Source organism: Bdellovibrio bacteriovorus str. Tiberius (genome assembly GCF_000317895.1).
GTDB lineage: Bacteria > Bdellovibrionota > Bdellovibrionia > Bdellovibrionales > Bdellovibrionaceae > Bdellovibrio > Bdellovibrio bacteriovorus_F.
On the sequence record NC_019567.1, the window covers coordinates 1205497 to 1229458 of the forward strand.

General features: G+C 48.7%; 22 protein-coding genes. 19 read left to right on the forward strand and 3 right to left on the reverse strand.

Translation table 11 applies throughout. The annotated features are described in order from the left end of the window. The first annotated feature begins 5 nt into the window (after positions 1-5). Positions 6-707, forward strand: a complete 702-nt coding sequence (locus BDT_RS05800) for a hypothetical protein (RefSeq protein WP_015090311.1) — start codon at positions 6-8, stop codon at positions 705-707. Between the two features lie 100 nt (positions 708-807). Here BDT_RS05800 and BDT_RS05805 read toward each other — a convergent pair whose 3' ends face one another. Next, positions 808-1449: an NAD(P)H-dependent oxidoreductase gene (locus BDT_RS05805; RefSeq protein ID WP_015090312.1), complete on the reverse strand. Its 642-nt coding sequence runs from the start codon at positions 1447-1449 to the stop codon at positions 808-810. A 156-nt stretch (positions 1450-1605) separates the two neighbouring features. Here BDT_RS05805 and BDT_RS05810 point away from each other — a divergent pair, with 156 nt between their 5' ends. The 8 genes from BDT_RS05810 to BDT_RS05840 all read left to right on the forward strand — a co-directional run bounded on the left by BDT_RS05810 (position 1606) and on the right by BDT_RS05840 (position 9709). After that, a complete protein-coding gene (locus BDT_RS05810) occupies positions 1606-2019 on the forward strand; it encodes an RrF2 family transcriptional regulator (protein ID WP_041577192.1) in 414 nt (137 codons plus the stop codon). Next, positions 2016-2570 (forward strand): GNAT family N-acetyltransferase, encoded by a 555-nt coding sequence (locus tag BDT_RS05815; protein ID WP_015090314.1) that lies wholly within the window; start codon positions 2016-2018, stop codon positions 2568-2570. The genes BDT_RS05810 and BDT_RS05815 overlap by 4 nt, the downstream gene beginning before the upstream one ends. Continuing rightward, on the forward strand, positions 2560-2769 hold the full coding sequence (locus BDT_RS19530; protein WP_080602339.1) for a DUF5522 domain-containing protein: 210 nt from the start codon (positions 2560-2562) through the stop codon (positions 2767-2769). The genes BDT_RS05815 and BDT_RS19530 overlap by 11 nt, the downstream gene beginning before the upstream one ends. Before the next feature lie 182 nt (positions 2770-2951). Then, complete coding sequence (locus BDT_RS05820; protein ID WP_015090315.1) at positions 2952-4535, forward strand: microtubule-binding protein; 1584 nt, start codon at positions 2952-2954, stop codon at positions 4533-4535. A 12-nt stretch (positions 4536-4547) separates the two neighbouring features. Further along, positions 4548-5453 carry a hypothetical protein gene (locus tag BDT_RS05825; protein WP_041577194.1) on the forward strand — a complete coding sequence of 302 codons (906 nt, stop codon included), beginning with the start codon at positions 4548-4550 and terminating at the stop codon, positions 5451-5453. Further along, positions 5454-7838 (forward strand): FHA domain-containing protein, encoded by a 2385-nt coding sequence (locus tag BDT_RS05830; protein ID WP_015090317.1) that lies wholly within the window; start codon positions 5454-5456, stop codon positions 7836-7838. It begins immediately after the preceding gene. Positions 7839-7971: 133 nt separating this feature from the next. Continuing rightward, a complete protein-coding gene (ftsY, locus tag BDT_RS05835; RefSeq protein ID WP_015090318.1) occupies positions 7972-9168 on the forward strand; it encodes a signal recognition particle-docking protein FtsY in 1197 nt (398 codons plus the stop codon). 100 nt (positions 9169-9268) lie between these two features. Then, complete coding sequence (locus tag BDT_RS05840; RefSeq protein WP_015090319.1) at positions 9269-9709, forward strand: hypothetical protein; 441 nt, start codon at positions 9269-9271, stop codon at positions 9707-9709. Between the two features lie 8 nt (positions 9710-9717). Here BDT_RS05840 and BDT_RS05845 read toward each other — a convergent pair whose 3' ends face one another. After that, positions 9718-10389, reverse strand: coding sequence for a nucleoside-diphosphate sugar epimerase (locus BDT_RS05845; protein ID WP_041577196.1), 672 nt, complete (start codon positions 10387-10389; stop codon positions 9718-9720). A 19-nt stretch (positions 10390-10408) separates the two neighbouring features. Beyond that, on the reverse strand, positions 10409-11968 hold the full coding sequence (locus BDT_RS05850) for a hypothetical protein (RefSeq protein WP_041577198.1): 1560 nt from the start codon (positions 11966-11968) through the stop codon (positions 10409-10411). Positions 11969-12130: 162 nt separating this feature from the next. Between BDT_RS05850 and BDT_RS05855 the strand changes: the two genes are divergently transcribed. From BDT_RS05855 to tyrS, 10 genes are all read left to right on the forward strand, one after another. Then, positions 12131-13765: a hypothetical protein gene (locus BDT_RS05855; protein WP_015090323.1), complete on the forward strand. Its 1635-nt coding sequence runs from the start codon at positions 12131-12133 to the stop codon at positions 13763-13765. A 147-nt stretch (positions 13766-13912) separates the two neighbouring features. Beyond that, entirely contained in the window at positions 13913-15172 is a 1260-nt protein-coding gene (locus BDT_RS05860; RefSeq protein ID WP_015090324.1) for a hypothetical protein, read from the forward strand. Then, a complete protein-coding gene (locus tag BDT_RS05865; protein ID WP_015090325.1) occupies positions 15169-16596 on the forward strand; it encodes a hypothetical protein in 1428 nt (475 codons plus the stop codon). Before BDT_RS05860 ends, BDT_RS05865 begins: the two co-directional genes overlap by 4 nt. A gap of 121 nt (positions 16597-16717) precedes the next feature. Further along, entirely contained in the window at positions 16718-18469 is a 1752-nt protein-coding gene (locus BDT_RS05870) for a L,D-transpeptidase family protein (protein ID WP_015090326.1), read from the forward strand. Between the two features lie 13 nt (positions 18470-18482). After that, complete coding sequence (locus BDT_RS05875) at positions 18483-19496, forward strand: hypothetical protein (RefSeq protein ID WP_235046276.1); 1014 nt, start codon at positions 18483-18485, stop codon at positions 19494-19496. Between the two features lie 180 nt (positions 19497-19676). Next, positions 19677-20099, forward strand: coding sequence for a hypothetical protein (locus tag BDT_RS05880; RefSeq protein WP_235046277.1), 423 nt, complete (start codon positions 19677-19679; stop codon positions 20097-20099). Between the two features lie 162 nt (positions 20100-20261). Further along, positions 20262-20570 (forward strand): cell division protein ZapA, encoded by a 309-nt coding sequence (locus BDT_RS05885; protein ID WP_015090329.1) that lies wholly within the window; start codon positions 20262-20264, stop codon positions 20568-20570. A 26-nt stretch (positions 20571-20596) separates the two neighbouring features. Next, complete coding sequence (locus BDT_RS05890; RefSeq protein WP_235046278.1) at positions 20597-21160, forward strand: 5-formyltetrahydrofolate cyclo-ligase; 564 nt, start codon at positions 20597-20599, stop codon at positions 21158-21160. 7 nt (positions 21161-21167) lie between these two features. Beyond that, positions 21168-22733, forward strand: a complete 1566-nt coding sequence (rny, locus tag BDT_RS05895) for a ribonuclease Y (RefSeq protein ID WP_015090331.1) — start codon at positions 21168-21170, stop codon at positions 22731-22733. Next, the gene (gene tyrS, locus BDT_RS05900) at positions 22730-23947 is read left to right on the forward strand and encodes a tyrosine--tRNA ligase (RefSeq protein WP_015090332.1); all 1218 of its coding nucleotides are present in this window, start codon (positions 22730-22732) and stop codon (positions 23945-23947) included. Before rny ends, tyrS begins: the two co-directional genes overlap by 4 nt. Positions 23948-23962: the final 15 nt, after the last annotated feature.

The window sequence follows — 23962 nt, forward strand, 5'->3', positions numbered from 1 at the left end:
GAACAATGATCACAGCCAAGAACAAAATATTTGTGCTGCTATTATTTGGAACCGTCCTGACCCAGATGTATCAAAACTGCGGTCAGATGGGCGAGTTCGCTGTTCTGGATCAGGCGTCGTTGAATCTTGAAATGGGTTCCAACGGTGATACGGATCAGACTCACCCCAGCCAAAAAGACGTGACACTTCCCACTCAGAAAGTTCAGGTGGTGAACCGCGAATACGTGGCCTCCCTGATGCGCGAGATTTTCACCCGCTCTTCCGGGCCGGTGCCGAATCTTGAAAGTCTGCTGGAACAGTGGATTATCAACCGTGGCGCGCAGTACGGCCTGGGGTGCAATCCTTACAGCACTTACAGCGGGCGTGATTGCGGGGGAGACATCTCGAACTCGAATCTGCCGATCAAGACTGATGACAATACCGTACGTGAATCCTTCCGGGTGCAGTTCTGTGAAAACGTGCTGGGGATGGATGAGGGTGTGAACGCGATTCTGGAAAAAATCTCGAATCGTCCCGCGGCTCCGACGGCCGATGCCGTTCGTCAGGTGTATGGTTTGTTCTATCGTGGCGATGGGGCTTCAGACATCATTGTCGCAAGTTTATTGGACTATGACAAAACTCTGGCGTTGAAAGGGGAATCGGTCATCGAAAGATGGCGGGCTCTTTCACTGCAGGTGTGTGAATCACCAGGCTGGCAGTTACAATAGAGCCCACCCAGGAGGAGGAACCTCCGCTGCCGATGGAGACCTGCAAGGGAAAATCTGGGGAGACTCTTTGCAGATCCACCAAGAGCAGCGGAAATCCGGGTTACTTGATGTATTGAATAAGGTCTGCTTCTTCGAAGCGGACCTTTTTTTGATTTTGAAGGGCATCTTCCTGGTGGCGATAACCTAAAGCCACAGTGGCCACGGTTTTCCAGCCCGAGCCTTCCAGGCCCAGGATCTTGTCGTAAGCTGCCGGATCAAAACCCTCCATCGGAGTGGCATCGATTTTCAGCAACGCCGCAGTTTGCAGCAGGAAGCCCATGGCAATGTAAGCCTGGCGCTGGGACCAAACGCGAATCTTTTCTTCCGGTGCTTTCACCAGATTTTCAATCAGCATATTTTTGTATCCGTCCAAAGCGTCCAGAGGGGCGCTGCGGACTTCAGCCACGCGGTTAATGAACTTTTGTACGAAATCAGCATCCATCTTTTCCTTATAAAGGAAGACCACATAGTGGCTGGCGTCTGTAACTTGTGTTTGATTCCATGAGACCGGTTTTAGTTGATTTCGAACTTCCGGATTTTCAATAACCAGGAATTTCCACGGTTGTACACCGTAAGAGGATGGCGCCAAAGTCAGGGAATTACGCAGGGTTGTCCAATCTGCGTCCGAGATCTTTTTTGAGGCATCGAACTTTTTAGTGGCGTAACGCCACTCCAGGGCATCTTGGATCGTCTTATGGGTCATGGGAAGGGCTCCTTTAAATGTGTCAGATACAGGCACAGTATGCGGCGGATGGAGTTTAATTGCAACTATAAAAGATACATTTAAGGATTTCTCGCGTCTTCAGGGGCTTAATTCCTTGATATTGTTTATTTTTGAGGCTTAGGGTAGTATCTAGACATGGTTGATCAAAGGTTTTCTGTATCAGTTCATATTATGACCGCCCTGGCTTATCACAAGGGTGATCTGATGACGTCTGAAGAATTGGGCGCGAGCATTCGCACCAATCCGACGGTGATCCGCCGTTTGATCTCCAAGCTTGTTGATGCCGGACTTCTTACGTCCTTCAAGGGCAAGGCGGGGGGCGTGAAGCTTGCCAAAACCCCGAAAGAAATTTCTCTGCGTGATGTCTATGTGGCGATCACTGACAAGAAGCTGATTGCGACTCCGGACAAAGAACCATTCAAAAACTGTGTTGTCAGCTGCTCAATGAAAAAGCTGATGTGCGAGCTGGTGGATGGAATTGAAAACAACTCTATGGATTATCTGGGCGGGATCCGTTTGTCTGATCTGACGTCCAAAATCGCCAAATGAAGTCCGTCTATCCTGCCGAAGAAATTCGCGCTGAACGGATCACCTTAAAAAAGCACATAATTGAAATGGCTGAAACCATGTTTCAGTATGTTGATCAGGATCGCGAACGCCTGGGTCGCTTTCTGCCATGGGTGCCAATGATCAAGGGCGTTCATGATGAACGCGAATACATCGAGATGACCCGCGAGCAGTGGCAGGATTTCAAGATGTTCGACTATGGCATGTATCTGAATGATGGCGACATCTATATGGGGAACGTCGGCGTGCACACGATCAGCTGGGACAACGACCGCTGTGAACTGGGATACTGGATCCTTGGGAAATTCGAAGGCCATGGGTATGTGCGCGAAGCGGTGCTGGCTTTGGAAAAGGTCCTGTTTGCCCTTGGATTTTATCGAATTGAGATTCATTGTTCAGGTCTTAACAGCCGCAGCAGCTCTGTAGCTGAAAATTGTCAGTATAAATTCGAGGCCCGTCTGCGGCAGCACGCCATTGAAAACGGCTTAAGACGAGACACTTTGGTGTTCGCCAAACTTCGTGATGAACGATAAAAAACTCGAAATCGAAGAACTTCATCGCACTGCTTGCGAGTCCGGCAAGGACTCGTATGTCGATCCAGCCACCGGATACACTGTATTTACTGAGTTTTTTCACATGAAGCGCGGTCACTGCTGCGGTTCAGGCTGCAGACATTGCCCATGGAAAAAGAATAGTCAGAAAAGTCCAAATGAACCTACCGACCCGACGTAAGTGTTGAAAGCTTCGGCATTTTCGCCGAAAGAAAAACACTCAATTCTGTTTTTGAGCCACCGAAAAGAAGATCGTCACTGTTATGATTTGTGCAGGTGGGGTGCGTTGGTATGTCGTTTAATTATCAAAAAAACAAAGAACATTCGAGCGACAGTTTTTGGACGTCGTATTCGGATTTATTCTTGGGTTTAAGCACGATCTTCCTTCTTTTGTATGTCACATCCAGTTTGCGTACGGGCACCGATGCCTTGCGCGGGCAGGTGGAAAACCAGAAGCTTTCCATGAAAGTGGAAGAACTGGAAAGCCAGTTGAAGATGTACGAGAACGTGAAGAATGAGTATCTGGCCGGACAGGCACCTAAAGATGAGGTGCAGGAGTATGAAGAGCTTATGGACAAGCTGACCTTGCTTCAGGAAGACGCCAAGACTGAAAAAGAGCGTCTGATCCAGGAAGCCCGTGAAAACGGGGACAAAGTCAAAGCTCTGAACAAGTACCAGCAAATGGTGCGCAACGTTCTTAATGCCAACAAGATGGCCAAGTCCAAATTGATCAATCGTGATGATCTGATCAAAGAGCAGGATGTGGAAATCGAAACCCAGGAAACCGAGATTGCTGATCTGAATAAAGACATTCAGAACAAAAAGCAGCTGATCGCTCAGGGTGAACAAAAGATCGCAGTCACACAGGCGCAGTTGCAAAAGCGTCTGACTGAACTGCGTGTGGCTTACAAAAACAACAAACTGTCAAAACAACTGTTTGAACAGAAGATGGCTCAGGCCCGAGCTGACGGCAACCAAAAGGTGGCTCAGCTGAATCAGGTCAATGCCCAGTATCAGATGCAACTGAACCAGGCCAATGTGCAATTGGGTCAGGTGCAGGGTGAACTTTCCAAAACTCAAGGCATGCTGGCGCAGAAGGAAGACGAAGCCACTCATCTGGCAGGCGCTCTGTCCCGCACCAAGGCTGAAACTGGCGCGCGTATCGCGGGTCTGGAATCAGGTCTGGCAGATGAAAAAGCCCGTGGTGCCAAACGTGTAGCATCTTTGCAGGAAGGTTTTGCGGAAGAAAAAGCAGCGATGGCTGCTGGCTTCGGTAAAGAGAAAGCGGCCATGGCGGCAGGCTATGGCAAAGAAAAAGCCGCCTTGCAGGGCGCTTTGAGCGACACGCAAGGACAGCTGGCGAAAGCAAGAGCAGAAATCGAAGCGCGTAAATCCGTGGCGGGTGAAATTCAGAAGGGTTTCGCCAAAGCCGGTATCAAAGCTGATATCGACCTGCAGACGGGCGATGTGGTTCTGGATTTCGGTCAGGCTTACTTTGACAGTGACTCGGACCGTCTGAAGCACGAGATGAAAGGTGTCCTGGAAAAAGCGATGCCGATTTATTCCCGGTCTTTGTTCGGCAATCCGAAAGTGTCTGACAAAATTTCCGCGGTGGAAATCATCGGTTTTGCCTCACCAACGTATCAGGGGCGCTTCGTCGACCCACACAGCTCCAAGCCGGCAGACAAAGCCGCTTTGAAGTACAACATGGATTTAAGTTACCGTCGTGCGAACTCCATCTTCAGTTACATGCTGGATGAAGGGAACATGAGATTTGAGCATCAGCGCGAGCTCTTGGCCCTTATGAAGGTTTCCGGACGAAGCTTCCTGGAAGTCATGAAGGTGCAAAATCGCAATATCGCCACAGCAGCCGAGTTCTGCAAGCAGAACGACTGTAAAAAGGCGCAGCGGGTAATCATCCGCTTTAACATGGATCAAAAGAAATAAAAGGGGTGGGTTGTGACAACGAAGGCATTTGCTGAGTATTTCATTATAAGTTTGCCGTATGTGATGGGCGCCGTCTTTCTGGTCGGTTTGTTCTTCCGTGCGGTTATCTACTACACGGTCCGCCGCCATGAATCTTTCGCGCGTGAATTTGAAAAGCGTGTGAATCGTTTCATCGAAGCTGAGGTTCCGGGCAAGGTCGACAATGTGTCGTTCTATGTTCTGACCAAAAAGCTTCTGGAAAGAACTTACTACGAAGTTTTCGAAATCCGTGACCGCATGAAGCGCAGAAAGCCCGACAACGTGATGTCGGCCAGTGACCGTGTGTTCCTGGTTCGTCAGGGCTGTGCTTGGCTGGTAAAGGATATTCTGAAACAGGTGAAGTTCCTGCGCTGGACGGATGACAATCCGAAGCTTCTGAATATCACCAAGGCGACTTTGCAACATAATCCTTGTTTCAACAAGGTCTTTGGCGTGATCCCGATGGTTGGTATGAACGACCTGATTTCGATTTTGCCGGGCCTGTTTGTCGTGGCGGGGATCCTGGGTACCTTCATCGGTATCGCGGGTGGGTTGCAGGAACTGGGCACGATGAATTTGCAGGATCTGGAAAATACCAAAAACATCATGGATCGCTTCCTGCACGAGATCTCTTTTGCGATGAAAACATCCATCGCCGGGATTATCTTCTCGTTGTTGGCGCACGTGACGAACGTGATTCTTTCCCCGGAAAGAGCTTACGTGTCCATGATCGACCGTTTCGAGAGTTCTTTGGATTTGTTGTGGTATCGCGCTGACAACAATAATTTCCCAGCTCATGAGCGCCCATTTGATGAACATCGTGATGCCGTTGAAGCTTTGGCCGAAGATGCCCTTAATAAGGAAATCGGAAAAACAGCGGCGGTGGTCAGAGGAGCTTAATTGAACAAGTTTATCGTCACAATCCACAGGAAGGATCAGGTGCTAAGCCGTGAGGTGAACAAAGACTCGTTCACCATGGGCCGCTCTTTGGATTGTGACTTGTCCTTGAACGATAACAACATCAGCCGGGTGCACCTGGTTGTGAGTCGTCGCTGGAACCAGATCTGGATTGAGGATAAAAATTCATCCAACGGGACCTATATCAATGGCACCCGCATCGTTCAGGGAACCCCGGTCAACGTGGTTCCCTCCGATCGTATCCAGCTGGGCCGATCTGAATACATTCTGAACCTGGATCTTTTCGTTGAAGAACCAGCGCCCGAACCAGAACTGGAGCCGTCGATTTCCCAATCTGCGGCAGCCATGCCGGAAGACGAAGATGCGCCATTGGAGGCCACGGTGGCCATGCCGGCACCGAACATGGCGCCATTCCAGGCGGAAAAAATCCTGCACGAAGCCAAGCGCAAAGCGGCGCAAATCATTATGGAAGGCGAAACCCAGGCTGAACGCCGGGTGCAGGTCATCTATCAAAAAGCCCGTGAAGCCCAGGCCCAGGCTGAGCTGTTCTATCAGACCCGCATGGCGGAAGCGCACAAGGAAGCTGATGCCATTCTGGCAGATTTCCAGAAGCAAGGGCAAAGCCTGCTGCACGATGCGCGCAATATGTCTCAGGAACTGCGTGAAGAAGTCGATTCTTACGTTCAGGGCCTGCGCCAGAAGGCCCGCAAAGACACTGAAGACATTATTTCTGAAGCCACTTTGGCTGCCGAGAAAATGAAAGACGAAGCCATTGCCCACGGTCGTGAGCTGGCCCGTCAGGAAAGCGAAGCGCTGCTGAAAACCAGCCGCGAGGAAGCGGACCGAATTTTGGATTTCTCGAAACTGCAGATTGAGGAAACTCAAGCCCGTATTCGTACAGACCTGGAAAATTCCCAGGAACTGAATCAGCGGACTTTGCAGGAAGCCGAGGCCGAAGCCGAAAGATTGTTGAATGAATCCCGCACGCAGATTCGCGATGCGGAAGCGCGCCTGCGGGAAGAATCTGAACTAGCACGCAATGATAACGCTTCCTTGATCGCCACAGCCAAGGCCACCGCCGACCAGCTATTGCAGCAGGCCAAGGTCGACGGTGAACAGCAGATTCAATTGGCGAATGATAAAGTTCAGGAAATCACCGCTGTCAGCACTGAAAAACAGACGGTCTTAAATGAGCTTCTGGAAAATGTTGCGGCCCGCACGGCGGAACTGCAAAAAGCCACTGAAGATTTGAGCAAAACCCGTACTGACAATTCCGATCTTCTTTCGCAGGTGGAAAAAGGCCAGGCTTTGCTGAAAGAGCTTCAAACGACCCATGCAGATCTGGAAAAACAGAAAGCTTCTTTGGAAGCTTCTTTAAAAGGTTTGCAGGAAAAACAGGCCCATCTGACCATGGATGTGCATGATATCGAATCCAAGAAAAATCATCTGTTCAAGGAATACGACGCGCAAAAGATTTTCCTGAATGAAAAACTGGAAAAAGAAAAATCCCAGATGGCGAAATCGGAAGAGGAACGCCTGGAAGAACAGCGTCTGGAGATGTCCAAGCGTCTGCAGAAAATGGAGCGCGATCTGCTGGATGACGTGATCCGCAAGAAAAATTCCATGGTGAAGGACATCCACTCGGCGATTGAAAAAGAGATCGTGATGCTGATGGAGCCTGAAAAATGGCGCAATATCAGCCAGTCCGTGGAAAATCACATCACCGAGGCCATCGATGGCAAAGTGGCGACCTTGTCCCAGTCTTCGATGAGCGAAAAGCCAGTGGATCTGATGAAGAAGCGCAAAAACGAAAAGCTTCGCTGGGTCACCATGGGTCTTGCCATGGGGGCCGTGGGCTATTTCGTCAGTCAGATTGTCGTGGATCGGGTTGTAAAGGATCAGACTCCGATGCAGACCATGGTCAGCAACGAGGCCAAGAAACGTCAGGATGAACTGGAAAAACGCAAATTCAATCCGCCTCAGGCGGAAGAGATCAAAGACTCTTACACTGATGCGGTTATCTATACCCGTAACTATCTGGACATCTATACCGATGCCCAGTTCCAGCAGAAGCTTTACAAGGCCGCTTCCCAGTACCTGCTGAAAACCTGGCGCGTGGATGAAGATAAGTCCATTCAGGTCATTTCATCGGCCAATGCATTGGTGAAAGAACTGGCAGACCGCAAAACCAAAATCCATCCGGACTTTATCAAAGAGGGCATAGAAAAAATGCGCGAGCTGGAAAATCAGTCGTTGGCGCGCATGAAAGACGTCCTGGGCACCGAAGTTCGTCTGGAATCCTATCGTCGCTTCGAACGCAATTTCTATAAAGAAGAAGTCCAAAGAAGAAGAATGGCCCAGCACTAGGCCTTTTTAAGGGTCCTTACGGGGCAAACGGGGCTTCGCCGCCGCGTTTTGTTGCTAGTCTCGGCTTCCAAAATACGATACATAGTGGGTGATTTTCTTATCTTAATGACGCACGTTGTTGCGGAGGTTTGTTATGATGTCACCTGGGCATGAGCAGCAGATTACAATTCTTGCTGGCGTGGTTGTTCTTCTCTTTGCGGTTATTTTCGGCGCTCTGATTTTGGGGATGATGAAGAATGCGAAGAAGCGTTCTCAGGAGCTGACCCATGAAGCCAAACGAGAAATGCCGACGACTTCCGAGCAACCGGAAGAACTTCCACTGGCGCACATTGATTCCACGGGCAACGTGGTTTCTGATTTGTCTGTGCCGGATCTGCATGATGCGGCAGTGGTGATTGAAGAAAAGGCCGTCGACCTTGCAGTGGCGCTTAAAAAAACCGAAGAAAATCTTTTCGGCCGAATTCGCAGCCTGTTTAAGTCTGAAACCAGCAACAAGCATCTGGAAGAGATCGAAGAAATTCTTTACACCAGCGACCTGGGCCCAGCGACTGTGCAGCGTCTGATGGGTGCGATTGAAGACAAGCTTTCCAAAAAAGAGCGCGCCGACTACGACACAGTTCGTGAAGCGTTGAAAGAAGAAATCAAAAATATCTTCCAGGGGTCTCATTCCACTTCGGTGGGCACGGGCATCCTTTCCAAGATACAGTTCGCAGCTGAAGGCCCAACAGTATTGATGATTGTGGGTGTGAATGGAGCGGGTAAAACCACTTCCATTGGTAAAATCTCGGCGCAATTGGCAGCAGAAGGCAAAAAGGTTCTAGTGGCGGCCGGTGATACATTCCGTGCAGCGGCAGGCGGGCAGTTGAAAGTCTGGACTGATCGCGCTCAGGTTGAAATCTTTTCTCCGGAAGGTGTGACCGATCCAAGTGCGGTGGCGTTTGATGCCGTCGCTAAGGGCAAAGGTCAGGGCTATGACGTTGTGATCGTGGATACTGCGGGTCGTTTGCACACTCAAGCCAATCTGATGGAAGAGATCAAAAAAATGAAACGTGTGATGTCCAAGGTGATCCCGGAAGCTCCGCACGAGACTTTGATCGTTCTGGATGCGAATTCGGGCCAGAATGCTTTGATGCAGGCTAAAGAATTCCACAACGCTCTGACTTTGACCGGAGCGGTCCTGACTAAAATGGACGGCACGGCGAAAGGTGGCGTGGCTGTAGGGCTGGCGCAGGAACTTCATATTCCGATTAAATTGATCGGAGTGGGGGAGCGTATTCAGGATCTGCGCACGTTCTCGTCCCAAGAATTTGTAAATTCCCTGTTTCAATAGTGTGGTTTTTGGGAATCGTGACAAGGAACTGACAGATTCCTGACGGAATTCCCGGAACAACTCGGTTATAAGAGAGCCTCAAAACCTAAAGGGGGCTCTTATGAAATCCATCGTTTTCGCTTTCGCTCTATTGGCTTTGCCAGCTCTTTCCCAGGCTCAGACTTGTTACCGTGCGACGGAGGCTTTGCCGGCAGGTGTTCCAGCCATTCTATGTATGGATTCATTGGCTTTGTCTGCTGATGAAACTAAACTTGAAATCACCACTGAAGACTATTCTGTTCCGGCTTTTCTGGATGTGGTTTCAACCAGCCGTCACAATGAAGACAAATTGAACTTTAAAGCACAGGGTTCTTTGGTGGATATCTGGCAAAGTGGCTGCGGTGAAGGTCTGTCTGCAAAACTGCAGATCAGCGGCCGCACCGAGTACGGCGAGATTTATCCTCACACTTTGAACGTTTCAGTGGAAGTGGCAGAAACTAATGACACCTGCCACTCCAAACCTTCGAAATACACAGTTCCGTTCGCTTTGATCACTGAATAGTTCAGAAACTATTTTTGATCAGCGATGCGCTGAATATGATCTGACTTATAAACATGAAAGCCCGGGTGAAAGTTCAAGGTGGCAATAGCCATAGCCCGGGCAATCGTGTTGGCTTTGATGGCGCGGTACTTTTTCAATGGTCCTACCATCAGCTTGTTCAGAATCGGACTGAGTTTCTGGGCGATGTCTTCGCCTGTGCGCGATTCTTTGCGTTCACCCAAAATCAAAGACGGTTGAAACACTTCAATCTGCGGGATTTTTAGTTTTCGCAGTTCGTGTTCCATTTCACCTTTGACCCGGTTGTAGAAGATACTGGAACCGGCGTCGGCACCCATGGCCGAAATCACCAGGAACTTTTGTGCGCCACAGGCTTCAGCGACTTTTGCAAAATTCACGACATAGTCATAGTCCACTTTACGGAAAGCGGCTTGTGATCCCGCCTTTTTGATTGTGGTCCCCAGACAACAAATAAAGACCCCGGCCTTCAGCAGATCTTTGCGCTGCTCAAGACTGTCAAAATCCATGATGATGTTTTCGACGTGGGGAGGAATGCGACCCATCGGGCCGCGAGAGATGGCCTTGATAGAGCGGACTTCATCAAGGTGGGCCAAAAGAAGAAGGAGCTCGTGTCCCACGAGCCCCGTCGCACCTGCTATGCAGATATCTGTCGGATAATTCAAAGCTTCTCCTGAGAGGAGCTTAGTTGCCGCCTCTTCTTGTAGAATCGTTTTCGTTTTCAGTTCTGTAGTTGATTTTCGGAGGATTGTGTTTGCCTGAAGTTGCCAGGAACTCAGGAACAGAATCTCTGAAATCAGCCAGACCACTCACGCGGATCACGCCCTTAGTGGCTGCTCTGTCCGGATGTTTGTAATCGATGAAGCGACCTTCGTCCACCAGGAAGTAACCAGTGAAGTTTGTTTTCGCAGCATCTTTTTCCCAACCAGAGTCAATTTTGTAACGGTCGCCGGATTTACCGGAAGCCGCAGATTTAACATAATTCAACTCGTTGGCATTTGGGTATTGGTCAACATCATATGTACCGCGTTCGATCACGTTTTGGCCATCAATAACTGGAATAGCCTTGTCGATGATGTTTTTCGCGTCAGCTGACAAACCACCGCTTCTTTGAGCGCCATCAGTCAGCAGGATGTAGTTCCAAACCATCGGTTTTTCAAAGTTGTGAGCATAACGTGGCATTGGTGTTGTTTTCTTTTTGAAGATACCTGTTGTCACTTCCGCTTCACGAGTGGATTCACGAGCGTAAACACGATAGATGTCAGTGCCCGGAGCCAGGATGGATCTTAGGTAAGCGATCGCACGGTTTTCCAGGCGGGTACAGCCCGCAGAACCTGGATTGGAGAACATGTTCATGAAGAAGCCGCGAGTCAGCTCAATCGCTGCAGCACCGTCTTTACCCCAGCCCATAGTTCCGTGCATCCACTGATAGTTCATACCGTTGATTTCATCAGCCGGAGTGATCTTGGCTGCATACCAACCGAACGCACCATAAATAGTGGAATTACCCTGAGCATCGTCAACCATCCATTTACGGGAGCTGACCAGTTTGGACATACCATCTGTAATCGGACCCGGGATCGTTTTCAGATCCTGACCGGATTTATACCAGTGAGGGTAATGCCCCTGACCGTCCTGATAGAACTTGATCCATTCGGAAATACGCGCATGGCCCAGCCAGGTTTTGAACGCGTGAGGATCTGTTTTGGTGCCTTCTTCCGGACGACCAACAACCATTTCTGTTTCCATCACCAGTTTGTGGGCGCAGCTTGGGGACTCTGTGCAGCGCTCGTAAACGCGGGTTTTTTCAGTCGCCACGTTCTGGATCACGAAGTATTTGGAAGCTGCTGTTTGCAGTTGTTTCGCACTTAAATAGTCTTTGGAAACAAACAGTTCCGCAGCGGCATCCGCTTTCACAGACGCTGACTTGATGATTTTGATCTGAACCAGCGGTGTGGCTTCGTTCAGCAGATCATAGACTTCAACTTCATCATTAATAGACAACTTACCAACAATGTTGGAGGCCGTGGTCGAGTTGCTGCTGCGAACATTCAACGCATCCGCTGAGATAAAGTATCTGCCACCCACTTGCAGGCTGGCTTTGGATAAACCCACAGCCGCGGCATTAACACTTGTATTGGCATCACTGGAAGTGATTTCCTGTGCAACACCCAGCATAGGAGAGCTGGCAATCAACAAACTCAAAACTGCAGAGCAGAGTCGGCGCGTATTAATCTTTGTCATGAACGTCCTCCAGAAACGTATATCTATTAAACTTATGTCATTGACTCAAACCCTCTCAGCAAGAAGCGTGACAGCCTCCAGACCTGCGGTATTTTTGAAAGGATTGTTTTCAGCCGTCAAACTGTTTATCAACGGAGCCCTTTTTGGGCACATGGAGGTTTCATGAAGATGAGAAAGTTTTTGCTGCTGGGTTTGATTCTTTTGCCAGGATTGGCGGAGGCTCAGACGACTTCCAAAGCATGGCGTATTACCAAGCCATCGTGGACAGCAGCCGATGAACAGCGTTTTGGAGAGTTCATCACCCGTTTGGGCAATGCCGTGGAAAATCGCGAGTGTGCGACGGTGGATGCGTGTCTGCGTAGTACGGCCAATCCTTATGCGGGAACAGATCCTGCGGATTTGCGCCTGTTCGCGGACTGTGCGGATCTGCCGTATTATCTGCGCTCTTACTTTGCATGGAAAAACGGGCTTCCCATGTCTCTTGTCAGCAGTGTGAATACGCTGCCGGGATCTGAAAATAAAGACCCTCGCTATTCTAAATTTGGTAATGCCGTCAGCGGTCGCTATGACATCATTCCAAGTCGCACCAGCAATCCCAACGCCGTTCAGTTGTTGAACCGAACTATTGTGGATATGACTTATTCGGCGACCTTCCGTATGATGGGTGACAAAGATGCCGCTCGTTTTACTGATTTCTATCCGGTTAAGCTCAATCGTGAAGGCATTCGTCCGGGCACGGTGATCTATGATCCCGCGGGACATGTGGCGATCATCCATCGCGTTTCTGATGACGGACGGATTTTCTATATCGACTCTCACCCGGACAACACTCTGACTTCGGGAATGTACACGCCGAAATTCACTCGCAGTTTCCCGGGTCATGGTGCCGGATTTAAAAACTTCCGTCCGCTGGCATTGCAGGGGGCAACCCGCAGAGCCAATGGTGAATACTATGGTGGTAAAATCGTCGGGGCTTTGAATACGCAGCTTGCCAATTTCAGTGTTGAGCAGTTCTATGGCAATTCGCCGGACCCAGCCGGGGAATGGAACAAAGGTAAGTTCCTGTATCGTGGAGCGCAGTACCCGTACTATGACTATCTTCGTATCGCGATGGCCAGTGGTGATTTAAAAATTGATCCGCTTCAGGATATGCGCGCGATGGTGGCAGATATCTGCGTGAACTTGAAGGACCGCGTGGTGGCGGTGGATATGGCGGTGAAAGCCGGCGTGGATCGCAAGCCGCATCCAGAGCGTCTGCCGACGAATATCTTTGGGACGACAGGAGAATGGGAAGACTATGCTTCTCCGTCCAGAGATGCCCGTCTGAAAGTGGGCTTTATGGATATCTTGAATCAGTCGCGCACGCTGGTGCAGCGTCAGCGTTCAGGCGATCCGGCGATTGTATATAGCGGCGCCAATATCGCCCTTGATCTTTTGGCGACTTACGAGCGGGAATCCCGCGCTTGTCAGTTCGTCTATCGCAATTCGGCGGGTGGTTCTGTGACGTTGAATCTGGAAGAAGCTCGTCAGCGTGTCTTCGACATCAGCTTTGACCCGTACCATTGTGTGGAACTTCGCTGGGGCGCAAAAACCCCGCAAGAGCTGGCGACGTGCATGGATGATGAAAATAAGCGTCTGTGGTACGACCGCGAAAGATGGTTGCGCAATCAGTGGGAGCGTCGTTATGACGCCCGCATGGATTATTCACTGGACGAGCTGACTGGACCGAAACCAGGTGCTGGGATTGCTCAGCCACCGGATGTGGATATCATCCGCTTGCTGAATTCCCTGAGATAACTTCTTAAAGGGCCCGGTTCCGGGCTCTTTCTCATTTTGAGACACTTTCAAAGTGACCGCCCTTAAATGTCTCTTTGGATAGTGTCTTGACGGCCAAAGGCCTTCCAAAAGCCCCTATTACGGGTATAAGGCTTGCAAATATCGAAGATGATGGAAGTGTCACTTCGTTTTGCCATGTCTGGATTGCTTTGCCTGTTGCTCATCGCAACGGGCGGGTGTTCTTTTAAAAAGGACCCGGCAAGAGGCAAGGGCGCCCCAGTCACCCTGATCGAAGAACAGGCCCAGCCTGAACACGTGGCCAGCCTGGACGAGGTTATTGCCGGGGATGACGAGGAAAAGGCCATCGAAGCCTTGGTTCAGCGTAAAGACGAGCTGGCAGCCCTGTCCCGCGGTGGTGCAGTCAGTGCCCTGGATCTGGCGATCAAACACGGAAAACAGAAAGTCGCGCAATTCCTGCTGATCAGCGGGCAAAGTCCGTTCGTGCTGAATCAGGAAAGCCGGGAGAAGCTGAGCTACGACGGCCCTTTGAATCAGCTGATTGTTTCGGCGCAAACGGATAGTTTTACGGACATTCTTAGAGCTTATCCAAAGAAGACATATGAAGGAATTTCTCCCAATACTTCAATGGAAGAGTTTAAGGATCGTATTATTGAGTATCGGCTAGGTGCCAGAGGTTGTGAATTGTTCGCGGATTTCCTTTTACAACGTCAGTACCTGCGTTCTGATCCAATTGGGCCAGGTCTTTACTATGAGGTCTTCGAAGGACTCAAGCCTCAGGAAGTGTTTTCCAGTCTTCTTAGTGAAACTTCCTGTTCGGCTTTTGTGGAGCGTTTTTCAACTGATATGGTATCGAGCTGGGTTGGCTATGAATTCTTGTACCAGTTTCAGTCAAGTTTCAAGTCCATTGCATTTCTAAAGTATCTAGTAAATTTAAAGCAGGAAGCGAGACTGAGTATTACGCTGCCGGCCGGAGGGTGGCACTCAGATCATCTTGGGCTTAAATCAAGCCAGGTTTCGGTGAGTCCAGTAAGTTTGCTCATGCTTAAAAAGGTGTGTTTATCTGATGTAGGCCTTTTGGATGAGTGGATAAAGCTTGCTCGGATGATTACACGTAATGGAGCTTATGGGGTGTCGTATCCTTACTTCTTTGCGGATGAGTCTGAGGGAACTGATGTAAAATGCAATGAGGAACAAAAGTATTGTTCAGAGAGTTATGTGAACCTACGCAACTTGTGGTCCCTCTATTATTTTGTATTTCCAAATGCCATGATAAGTGAAACAGATTTCATGACCCTTTATAAAGGGAAAAGCGATATTTATCTTTCGCCTAGTTTACCAAAAAAAGAAGATTATGAGAAATTTCGCTCCGACTTATGCAGGACTCCAGAAAGGAGAGACTTTAAATGATGAAGTATTTTTTGCCTCTTCTATTTGCTTTCCTTCAAGCATGCTCTTTTGCAAAAGACAATTTGCAGATTGAGGCTGTGGTCAAGGTGCCTCTGAAGAAAGAAGTTGTGGCAACGAATCAACAAAAGAATGTGCTTGCTGCCGCCAAGTCGCGTGATCTAAATATTTTGAGAGATGCAATTGATGCTCTTCAGCCTTACGAATATTTCTTTGCTGGGCATAGTGTAACTCCGATGAGTGAGGCGCTAGCAGCTGACAACGTGGAAGCTGCAAATCTGCTTTTTGAAAGAGGAGTGGATCCGTATAATTTAGGATCTGCTTCAGAGCAGTATTTTAACGATCTGTTTTATGTAAAACACAAAAAAGCCTTGGTTATGCAGAATCAGATGCTGGCAGCGCAGAAAATTCAAGTTGAACTCAGTCGGGTTGGTGAGCTGATTTCTGGTCACTACTCCACATTAATTGCGGAGACAGTCAAGTTAGGGTCCCGAGTTGGTGTCGCTACTGCAACATCAGAAGTGAACCGGTCTTCACTAAACTGTGACTTCTTTGAAATTTTCCTGGTTCAAGAAGTTCAGTTGGGCCGGGTTGAAGACGTCGCAGGAACTGTGAAGATCCTGAAGGATTTGCGCTGTGAAAGAAAATGGTCTGTATCTGCGGCAAAAGAACTATATCAACTGGAATTGATTCGACAGTTTCGAGTTCTTTTCGCAGAGTCTCAACTTCTTGGTTATTTGAGTCACCGGTCCGAATTGCCATCGACCTTATGGAATATTGATAATTCTGGTATCTGGGTTGCTCCTTCTCTTTTGATGAGGATTGCCTGGTCAGCCGATAATGTTATGAACTTTGAAAAGCGTATTTGCCCTAGTGGTCAGATTAAAAAAGGTGCTTGTGTCTATGATTCTGATAGCTATTTTGGCACTTCGGACAGGGCAATGCGCGAAGGTGGAGTAAAAGAATCCAAATATGAGCTGATTTATTTTAGAAATGGACAGCATGCTGGAAGTTATCGCCGATTCGTCCGACAGGTGGGGCTTGAACACGATAATACTCACTATGATATTCTGTTTTTGACAGTGGGTATCTTTATGTCGGGGAAAGAATACTATAGCTATGACAAGTTCAGAGTTGAGAAGGACCCTGACGGAACTGACAGAACAGAGCCTCTTAGGTGGCGTCTTGGGCTGCAGTTGAAGCCAGAGAATATGATCACCCCCACTGATGAGTTAGACAATGCCCAGTGGGTTGAGCGTGAGGAAGCGGAGATGGAAAGATGGGTAGATCCCTCTGGCGAAGAAGTGGAGGAGCCTGTGGCGGTGCCGATGCCGCCACCGCCACCATCTGAAGCCGCAGAACCTTCTTCTGAAGGTGGCGGTTTCATTTTACCGTTTCCATTGCCTGATTTGCCAGAGGTGGAGTAGCGCCTCACTTTGAGACGGGTGACAAATTGGGGCCCCTGTCTAGTAAACATTTCCCGTACGCAAGTATAGACCCCCTACGGCTGGCACTTTATTTGGATATAAAAGACCTGAAGAGGTTTTTATGTCTATGAAGAGCTTGGTTAAGAAGACTTTCCTGATTGGTATGTCCATGATGACGCTGGCGCCTCAGTTCGCTACTGCGGCTTTGGAGTCTCAGATCAATTACTACCTAAATAGAGAAGATACCAAGGACATCCCGTTTATGTTTGTTCGGGGTTCTAACTTTTATCTTCATAAAAATACATTGAGTGCTTTATATGAAAAACGTGGTTTTTCTGCGATTTGGGTCGACGCAAAAGGTCGACCGAATGCAATGGCAGCGGCAGTGAAGGATGCCCTTAAGCAGGGAGCAATTTTGAATGGTCTTAATCCCGATGACTATTGGGATAAGATGATTGAAAGTATTTACGTATCCAATACGGATGGTAAATTCGGTCCCACATTTGAGTTGGCAGTTTCCGAGGCTGTTATCCGTTATGTAACTCATCTGTCCACGGGCCGCTTTGATCCGATGGAGATTGATACTGACATCAAACTTCCAAAGAAAAAATTTACGGAGTACGCAGAGCTTAGTCAGGTCATTTCAAGTGTTGAAGGACGGCCTGATGTTAAAGCTCTTGTTGCAGGTCTTGACAAGTTTGCACCTGTCCATACCCGTTACGTGGACCTGAAAAATTTATTGGCTTACTTCCGTGATATTCAAGGGAAAAATGGCTGGTCGCAAATAAGTTTGTCAAAGAAGTCTCTTCGTCTCGGTGATGACGACCCTGCAGTACCAGCAATTCGTATTCGTTTGCAGAGCCTCGGGTATTCAGTCCCGGCTGCAACTGCGGACAGTCAAAGAAAGTATGACTCTGGTCTTGAAAGTCTTATCCGCCAGGTTCAGGGGTTAAATGGTTTGGATGCTGACGGTATTATTGGCGAGCAGGTTCTAAGCTTTCTGAATGTGACAGCGGCCGACCGTGCTTTTCAGATTGAAGTGAATATGGAAAAGCTTCGGTGGTTGCCTAAAAACATGGAACCTAGGCACGTGTTTGTTAACCTATCGACTACAGAGTTTCAACTGTTTGACGGCGGCAGAGAGGTCATGAGCTTCCGCACGATCAATGGCGAGGGGTACCGCAGGACGCCGGTATTAAGAAATATGCTTAGTTTTGTTGAGTTGAATCCGACATGGACGGCTCCAGATTCGATTGTTTTCAAAGATAAACTCCATATCTTGCGACAGGGTGAGGCCGGTGTAAAGTACCTCGAGGATCAACACATGAAACTCGTAAAGAAAAGTAACGGCGAGGTTGTGGACGCGACGGCTTCTTTGCTAAAGGGTCTGTCTCGAAGCAATTTTCCGTATTTATTGAGGCAAGATCCATGGAGAAAAAATGCTTTGGGCTCAATTAAGTTTCCGTTGCCCAATGAATGGTCTATATATTTGCATCACACCAGTGATCCAGATCTGTTTAAGAAGGACGCTCGTCATCTGAGTTCCGGTTGTGTGCGACTGGAAGATCCGTTCAAATTTGCTGAATATATTTTGCGTGACAATGTGGCATTGAAGTCCAATCAACAGCAGCTCCATTGGTCGGCGGATGATTTAGAGAGTCTGGTGCCGCCGAGAGGTTCTAATGACGAAGTGCCTAAGGAATTGTGGGAAAAACGTATTCATTTGAAAACACCAGTACCAGTTTATTTGATTTACTTGACCGTGGCGCGATCTCAAGATGGTGCGGTTCGATTTGTAAACGATATCTATGGTCAAGATTTGCGAGTGGCGAAAACAATGAAATCAGTGAGACACGGTAATGAACTATTCTAAAGGAGCCATGAGTATGAAAAAGCAAATATGGACAGTGATGTCTGTTATATTGTTTGCCGGTTCCGCCTGGGCGCAGGCCATGGGATCACTTGCGGTCAACGGAGCAGGTGGTGAAAATCAAGGCTTCCGTAAAGTGAAGGCCGTTCGTTGTGACGTCTCCAAGCGCGGCAGTTGTGACAATCCGGTTTTCTTTGATTTAAATAAACCGACAGCGGTTCCGGCTGGAATGTACATTGTTGGATTCGAAAACTCGATCAATCCTGATTTGGTTCAAGTGAGAGAGGGGTCGACCACGACTTTGCAGTTGGAACGCATTGATATTCCCGCAAATATGCAAAATCAAAATGTTCGCGTCTACCGTGATATGGGTCGACTTGTAGAGCAGCAAAAGATCTATATGACGATGTACTACATGAAGCGTCACTTCTTCTTTCTGGATAAGGACAACTTCGGTGATTTGTACCTTGCGGGTTTGTGGGAGCGAGATTTTGTACAGCGATTCACCTATGAAGCATGTTCCTCGGTTAAGCTCCCTTATAATCCCCCAGCGACTGCAGAGCAGGGGAAAGCCCTCTGTGATGTTTGGAATTCAGCAAAGCGTCCTTCTGACCTGAAAGTTCTTTTTGATTTTGGTGTTGGCCCTAGGGATAAGGATGGGTCTTTTACTCAGTTATGGGTTACATCGCCTACAGACACATTGAAAATGAAACATCCTCCTTACTTGGTTGCCGTGCCTTTGAAAGACTCGACCTTCGTGTCTGTTTTTCCGGGTGCGTATCGCCTCAGTGTCGAAGGCAAAGATGCTAATGGGAAAACAATCAAAAACGTCTCAATTGAAGTCGGAAACTACTCCAAATCCGGCAGTACTTTGGGTTTTTCATTGAACGTGGATGGCCTTTTCACTAACCTAGGTGAAGGGGATTGCGCATCGGCACGTACATGGGAAACTGAATCCCGTGCGTATTGCACGAGTGATGATCAGGAAGGTTGCGACCGTTCTGCCGCATCAAGCTGCACTCCCATGTAATGGGAAAAGGGAATGCATAAAATTGTTGTAAGTTTATTGTTTGTTTTTGGGCCTCACTTTGCGGGGGCTCAAGGCATAAAACCAGTCTCTGTTTCGTATGAAAACCTCATGCGTTGCTTCCCCGAGCTTCAAGATGAAAAGCTGTCATTCAAGGTCGACCTCAACCGGCTGAAGGACATCATGGACGAAAAGTTCGTGACCTCCCAATCGCAGCTGCGTCAAAGAAAGATCCACTATCTGAACGCTGACAAAGAGCTGATGAACCTGATCCTGCGAACCAAGTTTGCCGGGGCCAAGAAGGTCGAAACTGAACTTATTTTGCAGCAAGTCGACGAAAAGGGTGTCATCACCGATATCAAGCTGACAAACAATCAGCGTCTGAATCCAAACCAGGACACGATCAACAACTTCCTGCTCAATGGAGTGATTAAATCAGACGAATACTCCTATAATGACACGAAGCTTAATAACGTGTTCTCGACCTATCGCCGGAACTTTAAAGACGTTCAGGAGATCGACCTGACCGACCGTGACGGCAAGCGTTCCGTACACTGCGAAAACCAGAAGAATCTCGGCATTATATGCACCTGTTCTAAAAAATAAATCTGTTGAATATCGACCTTTTAGATATATACTTTTCCTTGTGTTGATCTAGGATTTTTCTAGAGTTTTAAAAGGTTTAGGCATTCGAGGTCGAAAAAGTTCTGAGGACTTAAAGGTCCCAAGACATCTAGACCCATAGATTCTGCAGCTGTTGAGGTGCTAGTGACATCTGAGAAAAAAACCTACAATTTCCTAATTGCGGGTGTCCCTTACAAATTAAAAACCTCTCACGATGATGCGACCGTTGAGGAGCTCATCGAATTTGTAAATTCCAGAATGAATCAAGCCATGGCTGTCACCAAGAATGGCTCTTATCAGAATGCGGCCGTACTCACGGCGATGAATCTTGCCGAAGAACTTATTCTATTGAAACGCAAAGCCCACCGCGAGTTGGAAAAACTTGAAGAAAAGGCATTGCAGCTTTCAATGGATCTGGAAAATTCCAAGAACAACAAGGTTTTGAACAACTGACTTTGTTTTGATTTCTTGGAGTGTCCATGCCAGTTTCCTGGAGCTCTAAAAAGGACTGCCGGTCCTTCTTTAAATCTCTTTGTGCCCAAGAGTTTGCACAAGGTCTAGTTCAACAACAACAGCAGCTCGACGCCCATCTGCGTGATTTTATGAAGTCACAGACGGGGGTTTGGGGAGCCTACCGGGCCCTGCCCGAAGAGGCGCAGGTCGAAGAGGTGTTTCACATCCTTCACCTGACATGGGCCTTCCCCAAAATGCGCGAGGGTCTTTTGGAATTCTATGAGACCCGGGATTTTGATCTCGGGCCCTACGGAGTGCGGGAACCAAAACCCGGCTCTTTCCAAAGATCCCTGGCCGAAATGTCCGGTCTGCTGGTTCCCGGTTTGGTTTTTAATAAGAATGGCAATCGCCTCGGTAAAGGAAAAGGGTTTTACGATAAAACCTTAGAGTCCTTCCCGGGGGTGAAAGTCGGAATTGGCTTTGATTTTCAGATCACTGCCGATCCGCTTCCCACCGAGCCTCATGATGTGAAAATGGATTTCCTCATCACAGAATCAGGACTGGTCGATTGCAAGAAGCATCAGGAGTAAATGAATCATGGAGATCGTAATCAGCGCCATTATCGGCCTGCTCATCGGCGGAACAGTCGTCTTCGTTATCAAACGTCTGCAGGACAACAACAAAAAGAAATCCGCACGTTTTGAAGCAGAACGCATTGTCAACAAAGCCAACTCTGAAGCTGCCAAGCTGAAGAAGGAATCTGAAAACAAAGCCAAGGATTTCGAAGCCCGCGCCCGCAAAAACGTCGAGCAGGACATTCACAAGCAAAAATCCACAGTGAAAAACAAAGAATCCCAGCTTGAGCGCCGTTTGAAAGAGGTCGAAGACCAGTTCAAACAAAAGATGGAAGAAAACGAGCGTTATCTGAACTCTTTGAAAGACCGCGAAGAAAAAATCGCGATCTCTGAAAACCGCATCAAGGATCTTGAGAAAAAAGGCGAGACTCACATCGGTGAGCTGAAACAGAAGCTTGAGGCCGTGGCAGCAATGAGCCAGGACGAAGCACGCCGCCAGTTGCTGACCGCTTTGGAAGACGAAGCGAAACAGGAAGCAGCGAAAAAGATCGCTCAGATCGAAGAAGAGGCAAACAAAGAATCCGAGAAAAAAGCCAAGCGCATTCTGGCAACAGCTTTGTCCCGTTTTGCTTCCGAGTACACTTCTGAAAGAACTGTCAGCGTTCTGGCTCTGCCAAACGACGAGATGAAGGGTAAAATCATCGGCCGTGAAGGCCGTAACATCCGCACGCTGGAAGCACACTGCGGTGTGGATCTGATCGTTGATGACACTCCAGAGGCGGTGGTTATCTCCGGTTTCGATCCGGTTCGCCGTGAGCTGGCTCGTCGTACCATCGAAAAACTGATGGAAGACGGTCGTGTTCACCCGGCACGTATTGAAGAAGTCGCTGAAAAACAGCGCAACGAACTGATGAAGTCCATGAAAGAGGAAGGCGAGCGCCACGTGATGGAGCTGGGCATTCCGAACATGCACCCTGAACTGGTGAAAATCATCGGTGGTTTGAAATACCGCTCTTACCAGGGGCAAAATGCCTTGAATCAGTCATTGGAAGTGGCGACGATCGCCGGTCTTCTGGCGGCTGAACTGGGTGTCAGTGTGAAGCTGGCAAGACGAGCGGGGCTTTTGCACAATATCGGTAAAGCGATCGATCACACCGTGGAAGGCAGCTATGCTTTCGTGGGTGCTGAAGCCGCTAAGAAATACAATGAATCCGAAGACGTTTGCCACGCGATCCGCGCTCATGATGAAGAGGAAAAACCTCACTCTATCCTGGCTTGGATTGTTCATGCGGCTTACACTCTTTCCAGCTCCCGTCCGGGCGCACGTCGTCCGCAGATGGATACATTCATCCATCGTCTGGAAGACCTGGAAAGCATCGGCAATAGCTTCGACGGTGTTTTGAAAACATTGGCGCTGCAAGCAGGTAAAGACATCCGTGTGTTGGTTGAATCCAGCCGTGTGACGGATGATCAGGCGGTGATGTTGTCCCGTGATATCGCTCGTAAGATCGAACGCGAGATGCCTCAGGCCGGTCAGGTGAAAGTCACAGTGGTTCGTGAAACCCGTTCTGTGGAGCATGCAAGATGATGAGCCCGCAGGAGCAGCTGGAAAGAATCAAATTCGGCACCGCCGACTTCATCAACGACGAGGACATGCTTAAAAAACTTAAGCGCTCGATCGAGACGAAGAAACCTTTGAATATCAAACTGGGTGCAGATCCAACACGTCCGGACATTCACTTGGGTCACACCGTTGTGATCAACAAACTGAAAACCTTCCAGGATCTGGGGCACAAAGTGTCCTTCCTGATCGGGGATTTCACGGCGATGATCGGGGATCCATCCGGTAAAAACAGCACGCGTCCGATGCTGACTCGCGAAGAGATCGAAGAAAACGGCCGCTCTTACGCAAAGCAAATCTTTAAGATCCTGGATCCGGATAAAACCGAGATCGTGTACAACTCCAGCTGGATCATGAAAATGACTCCGGCGGAATTCATCACCATGACTTCCAAATACACCGTGGCTCAGTTGCTTGAACGCGAGGATTTCACCAAACGCTACCGATCGGGCACTCCGATCGGCATTCACGAGTTCATTTATCCGCTGACTCAAGGTTACGATTCCGTGGCTTTGAAAACCGACGTCGAGTTGGGTGGTACGGATCAGAAGTTCAACCTTCTGGTGGGTCGTGCGATGCAGGCCGCTTACGGAATGGAAGCACAGTGCGTGCTGACCATGCCGATTCTTGAAGGTATCGATGGCGTGAACAAGATGTCCAAATCTTTGGATAACTATATTTCTGTCGTGGATACACCGAAAGACATGTTCGGAAAAACCATGCGAATTTCCGACGAGCTGATGTACCGCTGGTACGAGCTTTTGACGGATGTTGGTGCTGCTGGTTTGAATCAGCTGCGTGCGGATGTGACTGAAGGCCGCAAACACCCGCGCACAGTGAAAGTGGAACTTGCAAAATTCCTTATCAAACGTTTCCATTCCCAGGCTGAAGCGCAAGCGGCGGAAGACGAGTTCAACCGCATCTTCGTGGAAAAAGGCCTGCCGGATGAAGTGCCTGACTTTGAAGTCACTGCTGAAGACCAAGTGGGTCTGGCGGCGTTGATGGTGAAAGCTCAGCTGGCGGCTTCCAACAGTGAAGCCGGCCGTTTGATCCAGGGTGGTGGGGTGCAGATTGATGGCGAGAAGGTTTCGGACCCTCGTTTGAAAATCGACCTGAAATCCGGCGCAAGCTTCGTGCTGAAAGCCGGTAAAAAGAAATTCGTTAAGATTGTTGTTAAGTAGTCAGAATTGATCGGG